At 64.4% G+C, this 12,137-nt stretch carries 7 protein-coding genes; 5 read left to right on the top strand and 2 right to left on the bottom strand.

Annotated elements, in window-relative coordinates; translation table 11 throughout:
* The 4 genes from smc (at position 1) to KUV86_RS02040 (ending at position 8,259) form a co-directional block, all read left to right on the top strand.
* Positions 1–3,498, top strand: a complete 3,498-nt coding sequence (smc, locus tag KUV86_RS02025) for a chromosome segregation protein SMC (protein WP_222483412.1) — start codon at positions 1–3, stop codon at positions 3,496–3,498.
* Between the two features lie 224 nt (positions 3,499–3,722).
* Entirely contained in the window at positions 3,723–5,696 is a 1,974-nt protein-coding gene (gene zipA / locus KUV86_RS02030; protein ID WP_222483413.1) for a cell division protein ZipA, read from the top strand.
* 248 nt (positions 5,697–5,944) lie between these two features.
* Positions 5,945–7,990, top strand: a complete 2,046-nt coding sequence (ligA, locus tag KUV86_RS02035; protein WP_222483414.1) for an NAD-dependent DNA ligase LigA — start codon at positions 5,945–5,947, stop codon at positions 7,988–7,990.
* Complete coding sequence (locus KUV86_RS02040; RefSeq protein WP_222237084.1) at positions 7,987–8,259, top strand: YheU family protein; 273 nt, start codon at positions 7,987–7,989, stop codon at positions 8,257–8,259. The genes ligA and KUV86_RS02040 overlap by 4 nt, the downstream gene beginning before the upstream one ends.
* A 72-nt stretch (positions 8,260–8,331) precedes the next feature.
* Here the strand turns inward: KUV86_RS02040 and mnmC are convergent, their stop codons facing one another.
* On the bottom strand, positions 8,332–10,365 hold the full coding sequence (mnmC, locus tag KUV86_RS02045; RefSeq protein ID WP_222483415.1) for a bifunctional tRNA (5-methylaminomethyl-2-thiouridine)(34)-methyltransferase MnmD/FAD-dependent 5-carboxymethylaminomethyl-2-thiouridine(34) oxidoreductase MnmC: 2,034 nt from the start codon (positions 10,363–10,365) through the stop codon (positions 8,332–8,334).
* 285 nt (positions 10,366–10,650) lie between these two features.
* On the bottom strand, positions 10,651–10,950 hold the full coding sequence (locus tag KUV86_RS02050; RefSeq protein WP_206940143.1) for a YciI family protein: 300 nt from the start codon (positions 10,948–10,950) through the stop codon (positions 10,651–10,653).
* Between the two features lie 233 nt (positions 10,951–11,183).
* On the opposite strand from KUV86_RS02050, the gene KUV86_RS02055 reads away from it, so the two are divergent.
* Positions 11,184–12,122 carry a PHP domain-containing protein gene (locus KUV86_RS02055; protein WP_222161609.1) on the top strand — a complete coding sequence of 313 codons (939 nt, stop codon included), beginning with the start codon at positions 11,184–11,186 and terminating at the stop codon, positions 12,120–12,122.
* The last annotated feature ends 15 nt before the right edge of the window (positions 12,123–12,137 follow it).

Genomic DNA, 12,137 nt, shown 5'->3' on the forward strand with positions numbered 1-12,137 from the left:
ATGCGTCTGACGTCGATCCGGCTGGCCGGCTTCAAGTCTTTTGTCGACCCGGTCACGGTGCCCTTCGACAGCAACATGACCGCGATTGTCGGTCCCAATGGCTGCGGCAAGTCGAACATCATCGATGCCGTGCGCTGGGTCATGGGGGAATCCTCGGCCAAGACCCTGCGCGGCGAGTCGATGACCGACGTCATCTTCAATGGCTCCACCGGGCGCAAACCCGTGGGCATGGCATCTATCGAACTGACGTTCGATAACCGTGACGGGACCATGGGGGGCGTCTACGCCCAGTACGCCGAAATATCGGTCAAGCGTCAGGTCACGCGTGACGCCCAGTCCAGTTACTTCTTCAACGGCCAGAAGTGCCGTCGCCGCGATATCGCCGATCTGTTCCTGGGGACCGGCCTTGGTCCCAGATCCTACGCCATCATCGGCCAGGGAATGATCTCGCGGCTGATCGAAGCTCGCCCCGAGGAGCTGCGTTCTACCCTCGAAGAGGCGGCCGGCATCTCCAAGTACAAGGAACGACGACGCGAGACGGAAAATCGCATGCGTCGGACCCAGGAAAACCTGGATCGTCTGGACGATATTCGGGAAGAGCTCGACAAGCAGCTCGAGCGACTCAAGCGACAGGCAGAAGCCGCCAAACGGTATCAGTCGCTCAAGCAGGAAGAGCATCGGGTCAAGGGGGAGCTGGCGCTGTTGCGGGGGCGTGCCCTGCGAGCCGCCCAGACCGAGCAGGACAGTCGAGTACGCGAGCTGGAAACCGCCGTCGAGCGCGAGGTGCTGGGCATGCGCCAGTGCGAGACGCGCCTGGAAGAGGCGCGTGCCGAGCACGACGGCCTGGCCTCTGAGCTGGACCAGCGTCAGGCGAGGTTCTACGAGACCACCACCGCCATCGCTAGATTGGAACAGGAGCTCGAGCATACCCGCACCCGGGATCAACAGCTCGCCCGAGATCTTGAGAGTGCCAGGCGCGAGCTAGGTGAGCTGGATCGCCTGGGGGAGACCGACAGCGAACGTCTGGCGGCCCTGGATGACCGGCTAGAGACACTGGGACCCGAGCAGGAAGAGTTGGCCGAACAACTGGCCGAGCTCGAGGCAGCGCTGGAGGAAGCCGAGCCCGCGGTAGAAGACGCCGATGCCGAGTGGGAAGCGTTCAACGAACGCTGGCGTGGGGATAGTCATGAGGCCGAGCGTACCCAGGATCGGCTGCGCGAACTGGAGGCGCGGCTGGAGCGAATCGCTGGCGATCAGACCAAGCGGCGTCAGCAGCTGGGTGAGTTGCCCGACCTGTCCGAACTGAGTGCTCAGCGCGACGAAGTGCGTGCGCAGCTGTCCGAGCATGACGCCCGCGCCCAGGAGCTCGAGCAACGTCGAGAGAGTGCCAGAGAGCAGCGTGACGTCAGCCGCCGCCAGATCGCCGAGCATGATGCCTCCCGGGAGCAGGCTCGCTCACGCCACAGCGCCCTGACCGGCGAAATCGCCTCGCTGGAGGCATTGATCGAGGCCGCCCTGGCCGACCACGACGAAGGGCTCGACCGCCATCTCGCCGCCCATCAGCTTGACCAGGCCCCGCGCCTGGGCGAGCAGTTGGTGGTCGAGCCCGGCTGGGAAGAGGTGGTGTCATGGGTGCTGGCGCCCTGGCTCAAGGCTCGATTAGCGCCCGACAGCAGCCTGCGCAATGCCCTGGGCGAGCCCCTGGACGCGGAACTCGCCTTGCTGTCGTCTGCCTCCCCAGGGTCGCCCCCGGGCGATAGCCTGGCAGCCAAGGTGTCCGGAGCCGGTGCCGCGGCCAGCTGGCTGTCGCGAATTCGCTGCGTCGAGTCCCGCGACGCCGCTTGGCAGGCTCGGTCCCAGCTTGATCCCGGCGACAGCCTGATGTCGGCTGACGGTCTGTGGCTAGGACCTGACTGGGCGCGCCAGCGCGGTCACGGGGAAGGTCCTGACGCGTTGCTGGTCAGTCGCGCACGGCTGAGTGAGGCCAGCGAGTCGTTGGCGCAGGAAGCGCAGCGGTTGGAGGCGCTGGACGAGGCACGGGAAGGCGCCCAGCAGGCCATGGACCAGGCCGAGCACGAGCTTGAGCAGCTGCGTCTTGCCGAGCGCGAGCTCGACCAGCAGCGGCAGCAGCTGGCGGTTCAGGACAGCGGCCTGGCCAGCCGGCTGGAGCACCTTTCACGTCGGGGTGCGGAGATCCACGAAGAGCTGGAAGGACTCAGTGAGGCAGATGAAGAGGCGCGGCTCGCCATTGAGGAAATGCGCGAGCAGTGGCAAACGGCGATGGCCCGCCTCGAAGACGGCGCCAGCGTACGCGAGCGCCTCGAGCGCTCCCGCAGCGAGGCCCGCGAGCGTCTCGCCACGTTGCGTGCTCGCCAACGCCCGCTGGCCGAACGGGCTCAGCAACTGACGCTGGAGCACCAGCGGCTGACCACCGAAAGAGCCGGCCTGGCCGAGCAGCAGGGCCGTGCGGGGGATACCCGTGCACGCCTGGAAGAGCGTGTGGCAGAGCTTGAAGAGGCCCGCGAAGGCCTGCATGAGCCTGATGAAGAGCGTCGTGAGCAACTGGATGAGTTGCTGCATCGGCGTGAGCAGGAGGAGCGTCAGCTCAACGAGTCCCGGGCCAGAGCGGCCGCGCTGGTCGAGCGCCTGAGGGATGACGAGCAGGCGCGACAGTCTCATGAACGTAACCTGGACGGGGTGCGTGAGCGGCTGCAGGAAGCGCGCATGCAGGTGCAGGCGCTGGCGCTGAAGGCCGAGACCCAGGACGAACAGCTCAAGGAGCTGGGACACGATGCGGCGGCATTGACCGAGCAGCTCGACCCGAATGCCACCGAATCGGCCTGGCAGACCCGGTTGGAAGAGCTGGGTGAGAAGATCCGGCGGCTGGGTGCCATCAACCTGGCGGCCATCGAGGAGTACGAGCAGCAGGCCGAGCGGCGCGACTATCTGGAGGCGCAGCAGGCCGAGCTGAATGAAGCGTTGGAGACACTGGACAAGGCGATTCGGCGCATTGACCAGGAGACCCGTGCCCGTTTCCGCGATACCTTCGAGCGGGTCAACGCCGGGCTGCAGTCTCTTTTTCCTCGAGTCTTTGGGGGCGGAGCCGCATGGTTGACCCTGACAGGCGAGGATTTGCTGGAGACCGGCGTGGCGATCATGGCACGACCACCGGGCAAGAAGAACAGCACCATTCATTTGCTGTCAGGGGGAGAAAAAGCCCTCACCGCGCTGTCGATGGTATTTGCGATCTTCCAATTGAATCCGGCACCGTTCTGCATGCTGGATGAAGTGGATGCACCTCTGGACGATGCCAATGTTGGCCGCTATGCCAAGTTGGTGAAGGAGATGTCCGACAGCGTGCAGTTTATCTATATCACCCATAACAAGATCGCCATGGAAGCCGGGGAACGATTGATGGGTGTCACCATGCAGGAGCCCGGTGTCTCTCGTCTGGTGTCTGTTGGCGTTGACGAAGCTGCGGCTTTGGCAGAAGCATGATGCACTTTAAAGGCGGTTATAATAGGGTGTCCCAATAAGACCATGATGCTGCATGGCAAGGTAAGCAAAGGGAGTTGGAAGGGCGAATGCGAAGGGCATTGTCGAGAAGAGCGGAAAAAATCCGACGCTTGACAAACAAAAAAGTGGCCCTTTTTTTCGCAATCACGCTATGCTGTTGACGGACAACCATCAGGCATGGCGCCTTAGCAAAGGCATGACGACCCATGGAACTAAGAGAGTGGCTGATCATTCTGGGGCTGGCACTGGTGACCCTCATCGTTATCGATGGGGCGCGTCGCCTGCAGCGCCAACGTCGCACTCCCCGCCTGGATGAGGTGCAGGGAGACGTTCTCGATGACGCTGGCTTGGATCGAAGCCAGACACAGGAGGCCGCCGTTGCGGGCCATCCTGGCGTCAATGTGTCCGCCAGACGTGACACAGTAGACGGGGGCTCTGATCTGGATGACCCCGAAGAGAGAGCGCGCGAGGAAGAAATCAATTGGGAGCTGCCCAACGGAGGGGCTCGGGTGATCAAGCCCGCCGATTTCTCCAGTGTGCAGCCCAAACCCAAGCTTGAGCGCCAGGAGCATCCTGGACCTTCTCGGGTATTGTCCGAATTCCGCTCCAGTCAGGCCCACCGTGGTAGGGCTGGGGTGACGACTGCTAAAGCGCCTGCGGCTGGGGTTGAAGAAAAAACGCCTGCGGCCGGGGTTGACGCTGAGGTTAAAAGGTCAGCGCCCGCGGCTGGTGTTGAAACGACAGCGCCTGCGGCCGGGGTTGACGCCGAGGTTGAAAGGAAAGCGCCCGCGGCTGAGGTTGAAAGGTCAGCGCCTGCGGCTGAGGTTGAAAGGTCAGCGCCCGCGGCTGAGGTTGAAAGGACAGCGCCCGCGGCTGGGGTGGATAGAACAGCCCCTGCGCCCGCCATCCCGAGTGAGGCCCCAGAAGCGTCAGAGGCTCCATCCGCCAACACCCCGAGCGTTGCCGAGACACCGGCGGCGCACGTGGACGCAGAAGCGGCTGGTCCGGCCGATGCTGGGGATCGTCGCGAGCCGGTGCTGTCTGCCACCGCTGACGATACCGACACCACTGGCGAAGCTGGCGTCAAGAGTGCGGAAGAGCGCACCGCAAGACGCGACCCGAACGCCATGCACCTGGCTGCCGATCCTGAAGATCATGAAGACTTCGACGAAGATCAGTATCGCCTGGTCGACTTCGAGGGCATGGGTGACTCGCTCAAGGATCGCTCACGCCGTATGGGAAGCTCCATGCAGCGCTTTGGCGCCTCGTTGCAGAAGAGCGTCAGCGAGCGCCGCGAACGGCGTGAACAGCAGAAAGCGGAAAAGGCCCGCCTCAAGGCTGAGCAGAAAGCAGAAGCTGCCAAGCGCAAGGCCGAGCAGGATGCCGAAAACGCTGCCAAGCGGGAACGCGAGCAGGCAGAGCGACAGCACCTGGCCGCAGAGCGGGAAGCTGCGCTGAAGCGGTCCGAGCGCGAGCGGATAACAGCCGAGCGCCAGCGGGCAACAGCCGAGCACGAGCAGACGCTTCAGGCCTCCCACCAGGCACCAGCGGCCGAGCCGCGCTGGGAAGCAGACGTTCCCGAGCCCGAGTTTGACGTTGAGGATGGTAGTGGGTATGCCGCTTACGACGAAGGTTTCGATAGCGGGCACGGCGGCAAGGTACGCCCGCATCCTGTGCTGGAAAAGGCGCTTCGTCATGATGTCAATGCCGAGCACGCCCGCGACAGTCTCAGCAACGCCGAGGAAATCATCGTCATCAGCGTCATGTCCCGTGATGAGAACGGCTTCCCCGGCACAACGCTGCTAGAGCTGATGATGGCCTGCGGCCTGCGCTACAGTCGTGAGATGGGGATCTTCCACCGGTTCGAGACCGAGGACGAGGGCAGCGCCCTGCAGTTCTCCATGGTGAACGTGCTCAAGCCGGGCACCTTCCCGATCGAGGCGATGGACGACTTCACGACCCCGGGCATCACCCTGTTGATGCCGCTACCCAGCGCCAAGGACAGCTCGGCTGCCTTTGAGGCCATGGTCGAGACCGCCATGGTGATCGTGCGCCACATGGGGGGCGAGCTGAAGGATGAAAACCGCAGTGTAATGACCGCTCAAACCGTGGAGTTCGCTCGTCAGCGCGTGCAGGAGTTCGAGCGCAGGCATCGTCTGCATCGCTACCAGGTCAACTGAGAGGAGCGGCGACGCTCGTTCTCCATCGACCGACGGCTACGGCGTGATGCATGGCGAAGACTGCCACCGTGACAGCGATACCAGACAGCCGGTCAAGTCAGCAGTAAAGAGAAAGCGGCCCCGTGAAAACACGGGGCCGCTTGCATTTGCGTCGTCTGGCGAGAGCGGTCCCGCAGCGGTTTTTTCCCGAGGGGCATGGGGTAAAATGGTGCCAGACCAAGACGTTTGCTATTCGCCAAAGGGCTGACATGACCACCGACGCTTCGATTCGCGACGAGGTGGCGCAACTGCGCACCGAACTCGATGACGCCAACTATCGCTACTACGTGCTGGATGATCCGCGTCTGCCGGACATCGAGTATGACCGCAAATTGCGTCGATTGAGCGAGCTCGAGCAGGCGCACCCCGACCTCGCCAGCCCGCAGTCCCCGACCCAGCGGGTCGGCGCCAAGCCTGCCGATGGTTTTCCTGAAGTCACCCATGCGCTGCCGATGCTGTCCCTCGACAACGCCTTTGACGATGAGGAGCTTCGCGCCTTCGTGAACCGCGTGGCCGAACGGCTGGAGCTCTCGCCTGAGGCGCTGTCGTTTGTCTGCGAGCCGAAGCTGGATGGCGCCGCCGTGTCGCTGGTGTACGAGCAGGGTGTGCTGGTCAGCGGTGCCACCCGCGGAGATGGCCGTACCGGCGAGGGAATTCTGTCCAACCTCAAGACCCTCAAGTCGATTCCGCTGCGCTTGCGCGGTGACCAGGCGCCTAGCCTGATGGAGGTGCGCGGCGAGGTGGTCATGCGCCACCGGGAGTTCGAAGCCATGAACGAAAGGGCGCGGGAGCAGGATGGCAAGGTCTTCGCCAATCCCCGCAACGCCGCCGCCGGCAGTCTGCGTCAGCTCGATCCCAGAGTGACGGCCAAGCGTCCCCTGGAATTCAGCGCTTATCAGGTCGCCAGGCTGGAGCCGGATCAGGGCGCCAGGACCCACAGTGAGCTGATGCACTCTCTGGCAGCGGTGGGGCTTCCGGTCAGCCGTGACCTCGAGGTGGTCACCGGCGCCGAGGGGGTGATCGACTACTGCCGGCGCCTTGGCGAGCGCCGCGATTCCCTGGATGTGGACATCGATGGCGTGGTGATCAAGGTGGATGAGTTGCGCCTGCAGCGGGAGCTGGGGTTCGTCTCGCGCGCGCCACGCTGGGCGATTGCCTTCAAGTTTCCCGCCCAGGAGCAGACCACCACCTTGAAGGATGTCGAGTTCCAGGTCGGCCGAACCGGCGCCATCACTCCGGTGGCGCGACTGGAGCCTGTCAGCGTGGCAGGCGTCACGGTGTCCAATGCGACCCTGCACAACGCGGACGAGATCGCCCGCCTGGGTGTGCGCATCGGTGATCGTGTCGCCATTCGGCGCGCAGGTGACGTTATTCCTCAGGTGGTTCGGGTGGTCGAGGCTGCCGCCGACGGCGACGGCCAAGACATCGCCTTTCCCCAGCATTGCCCGGTCTGTGAGTCCGAGATCGAGCGTATCGAGGGCGAGGCGGTGGCTCGCTGCTCCGGCGGGCTTTACTGCGCTGCCCAGCGCAAGGAAGCGCTCAAGCACTTCGCCTCACGTCGCGCGCTGGATATCGATGGACTTGGGGTGAAGCTGATCGAGGCGCTGGTGGATCGTGACATGGTCAAGACGCCGGCGGACCTGTTCTCGCTGACGACACCGGAGCTTGCCGGGCTGCCTCGCATGGCGGAGAAGTCCGCGACCAATCTGGTCAAGGCGCTCGAGCGCTCGAAAGATACAACGCTGGGTCGGTTCATCTATGCGCTAGGAATCCGCGAAGTGGGTGAAGCCACGGCGGCCAACCTGGCTAGTCACTTTGGCAGCCTGGAGGCCCTGATGCAGGCCGATGGGGAGGCCCTGGAAGCTGTCGAGGACGTAGGGCCGGTGGTGGCGAAGCATGTGGCCACCTTTTTCGACCAGGAGCACAACGTCGATACCATCAAGGCGTTGCTGGCGGCTGGAGTCCGCTGGGACGAGATCAGCGTCAGCGAGCAGGCAACACCGCTAGAAGGCCAGACCTGGGTGTTGACCGGCACCCTGGAAACCATGACGCGGGATGAGGGCAAGGCGCGCCTGCAGGCGCTCGGTGCCAAGGTCTCGGGTAGCGTCTCGAAGAAGACCCATTGCCTGGTGGCTGGTCCCGGTGCGGGTAGCAAGCTGGCCAAGGCCGAACAAGCCGGTGTCCCGGTCATCGATGAAGCCACGTTTCTCGAGCGTCTAGCGCAATGGGAAGCTAGCGATAAGGAGGACGCATGAGTCGATTCGTGGAAGTACCGTATCGGATGCTGCCTGGCGAGACCCTCGATGCACTGCTCGAGAGCTTTGTGACTCGTCAGGGCTACGACACCACAGACACAGGGGAAGGCATGCACGGCTGGGTCAAGCAACTCAAGGCCCAGCTGGAGCGCTCAGAGTTGATCATCGCCCACGACCTGGAGACCGAGAGTACCGAAGTGCTGACACTGGCCCAGTGGCGTGCCTTTGGCAGGGATCTGGCTGACGACGAGGAAGAAGGCGATATCTAAACAGCGAATGGACGCTCGACTCACGTCTAGCGCCCCTTCGCTGCCGATCCCCCAGTGAAGCAAGGGTGGGTATCAGTGGCGACGCTTGCCTTGAATGATGTCTCTGATCACCCTGCGCCCGGGGTGCAGATGGTCGGCCAGTGGCGCTTCTAGTGGCAGCGGTTCGTCGCAGATGCGTGATGCCAGCACCTCAGCGCACAGTGGCGCGCTGGCCAGGCCACGGGAGCCGTGGGCGGCGCTGATCCAGAGCCCCCGATGGTGACGACCTGGTGTATCAGGCACTCGGGTGGCGTCCTTTTCCAGTACCGCATAGTCCTCGACCCAGGCCTGCTGGTCGGGCAGCGGGCCTGCGTAGGGGCTCTTGTCAGGGCTGGCGCAACGTACGCCACCTCTGCCGTCGAGAGACACGGTACTTAGCGTGATTCCCTGTGCACGCAGCCGGTCGGTGTAGCCAGGCAAGGTCTGGTCGAGTTCTCTTAGATTGGCCGCATGATCCTCTGGCAGCGTGTCGGCATCGCTGCGGCCGGGGACGAAGGTGGCGCCAAAGGTCAGTACGCCCTCCAGGGGCGGAGCCACATAGCCGCCTGCGCAGACGACCCGCTGCGGCGCCGGCGCGTCAGGGGGCAGTCGCCAGCGACTGACCTGGCCTCTGACCGGCTGCAGCGGCAGCCCCTGGGTATACTCGAACTGGTTCGCCTGGTGGGCAGTGGCGATGACGACCTGGTCTGCGTCAACTGCCACCTGACTGCCATCCGCTGCGGTGCCCAGCAGACGCCAGCCCTGGTCTGAGGCCTTCAGGTCATGGATCTGGGCCTTCACGAAGTTCACGCCAGGACGCGCGACCAGAAACTCGCACAGGGCGCGTGGCTTGACCCAGCCCGCTCCGGGATAACAGAGCCCACCCGCTGTCACAGGCACTCCTGCCAGTTGTGATGCCTGCGCGGCATCGATCGAATGCACCACCGAGTGCGGCAGCGGGTGATGCTCGAGGAAGCGCCGCTGACGACGAGCCTCGCGGTCCCCATGAGCCAGCTGCAGCACGCCACAGGGTGACCACAGCTGACCCTCGCCGTCGAGCCGAGCCAGCCAGCGCTGGCTATAGAGCAGACCAGCCAGGTAGACCCTGCTCTGGTGGTTGGTGTCGGCCGCCAGCTTGACGTAGAGGGCGCCCTGTTCGTTGCCCGACGCCCCGGCCCCGGGCGCAGTGCTGTCGATCAAGGTGACCGCGATACCACGGCGAGCCAGCGCCTCGGCGGTGGCACAGCCGGCGATCCCGGCGCCGATGATGGCCACCCGGCGATGGGGCAGAGCTGGCGGTGGGCTATACCAGGGGGTGGCCTGACGCCGCTTGTCGGCTGGGGGCGTGTCGATCTCGCCGGCCAGCATCTCTCGTTTACGTCCATGGCCTGGGACCTTGCGCCACTGAAAGCCCGCTGCCTTGAGGCCACGTTTGACGATACCCGCGCAGGTGAAGGTGGCAAACGTCGCGCCGGGGCGCGAGCGCGCCGCCATCTGCTCAAACAGCGCGGGTTGCCACATGTCAGGGTTCTTGGCCGGGGCGAAGCCATCCAGAAACCAGGCATCCACTCGGCCATCCAGCAATGCCAGGCGCTCGCTACTGTCCCCGATGTGCAGGTCCAGAGTCACCCGCGGGGACAGCGTCAATCGGTGAACGCCGATGACCGGTTCAGGCCAGGCCTCGATGAGCGCGGCGGCGCGATCCGCCAGGTCTGGCCACCCCGCCAGCGCTTGGGCAAGGTCAGCGGCGGACATGGGGTAGCGCTCAGTGGACACCAGGTGAAGGCGGGCACCGGCGGGGGCATGCTGGTCAAAGGCTTGCCAGGCACACAGCATATTCAAACCCGTACCGAAGCCTGTCTCGCCGATCACGAAGGGCCGCTCCAGAGTCCATTCCCGGAATCGCTGGGGCAGGTGATTGGCGTGAATGAACACGTGCTCGGTCTCAGCGCGACCGTCATGGCGGGAGAAGTAGACGTCGTCGAAGACGCGTGAGTGCGGGCTCAGGCCGCTGCTTTCCTCACGCCATTCAAGCTCGGCCGGCGTTGCGGAGGTCAGGGCGGGAAGGCCGTCGGGAGCGTGGGTCACGGCTATCGGTTCCTGCGGATGAGAGCTGGTCAAGAAATGATCATCTTGCTGTCATAAGCGTGACAGCAGGGCTGCAGCAATGCGTCCGCGGCGTTTCAACAGACTTTTCCACAGTCTCTGTGAACAAGCTGCTGTGGATAATGGCGTCTGCGCCGTCGCAGCGAGGGGCCCCAGGTTCTGGGGAGCGGAACGCCTGACACATTGGCTCGCTGGCTGACAGGGTGCTGCGTTGGATTCAGGGGTGATGGCGCCCCGACCGACGTGTCGGGGTCGCGCGTGCCTGGTTCAGGGCAGGACCTTCTTGAAAGGCTTGACGCTGACGTTGGCGTAGACGCCCGCGATCACGTAGGGATCGGCGTCCGCCCAGGCCTGGGCGGTGGCCAGGTCGGCAAATTCGGCCACGACCAGACTGCCGCTGAATCCGGCATCTCCAGGGTTGTCGCTGTCGACGGCGGGGTGCGGGCCAGCCAACACCAGTCGTCCTTCGTCACGCAGCGCTTCAAGGCGGGCCAGATGGTCCGGTCGCGCGGCCAGGCGCCGTTCCAGGCTGTTATCCACATCTTCACTGATGATAGCGTAGAGCATCGCATCTTCCTCGATTAGGGCCCGAGCGTGACAGCTGGGGCAGGCTAACTGGCATCACCGGATGGCGTCGGCGCGGACAGGTAAATGCCCGTTGAACCGGTCACCGGAGCGGCAGCACAGGCTGGCGTTCAGGGCGTCAGCATTGACCGTGGCGGGCGCCACGCGCACCATGGACGGCATATTCTGTCAAAGTCGCCGCCCGGCGTCATGTCGAGGAGCCAGTTTCCTGTCCCATGCCTTCCCTTTTTGATACCCCTGCGCTTGCTGATACGCCGGCGCTGGACAGCCGCGCTGCGCTGGTTGATACCTTCGAAGGCGCGCCCCTCGCCGTTGACCTCCACATGCATTCCACGGCCTCGGATGGCGCTCTCGCACCCACTGCGCTGATGGACCTTTGCCATCAGAAAGGGCTGAGCCACGTCGCTCTCACCGATCATGACACCCTGGCTGGGGTGGATGAGGCGGGCCAGCGTGCCCGCGACTTGGGCATGTCACTGCTGCCGGCCACGGAGCTTTCCTGCCAGTGGCGGGGGATCAATATCCATGTGGTGGGCTTGCTGCCTGGTGGCGCCGGTCCCCTGCTCGAAAGCGGTCTGGCCGGGCAGGCGCTGGCGCGGGAAAAACGCGCCGACACTATCGCCAAGCGGCTGGAGCGCATCGGGCTGAGCGACGGGCTGGCCAAGGCGCGTGCCTGGGCCGGCAGTGATCGTCCGCTCAATCGCCCGGACTTTGCCCATGTCATGGTCGCCGAGGGACTGGTGGCCGATCTGCCGACCGCGTTTGGCAAGTATCTGGGCAACGGCAAGATAGGTGACGTGAAATCGCATTGGCCGTATCTGTCGGAAATCGTCGAATGGATCCTCGATAGTGGCGGCGTTGCGGTGCTGGCTCATCCCTTGCGCTACAAGCTGACCCGGCGCAAGCGTGGTCTGCTGCTGGATGAGTTCTGTGCGGCTGGCGGACAGGCAGCCGAACTGGTCAGCGGTTCCCAGAATCCAGACGTCACGCGGGATCTGGCGCGACAGCTGATGGAACGCGACATGTATGGATCCCTCGGCAGCGATTTTCATTTTCCTGGGGGGCATCTGGCGCCAGGTACCATGACGGCGGTCCCGCGCACCGCCGTGCGGCCGGTATGGACCCATCCGCAGCTGTCTCGGTGGACCGCCTGAGCGGCGCGAGCGAGG

The sequence above is a fragment of the Halomonas sp. DP8Y7-3 genome (assembly GCF_019801675.1).
GTDB lineage: Bacteria > Pseudomonadota > Gammaproteobacteria > Pseudomonadales > Halomonadaceae > Halomonas > Halomonas litopenaei_A.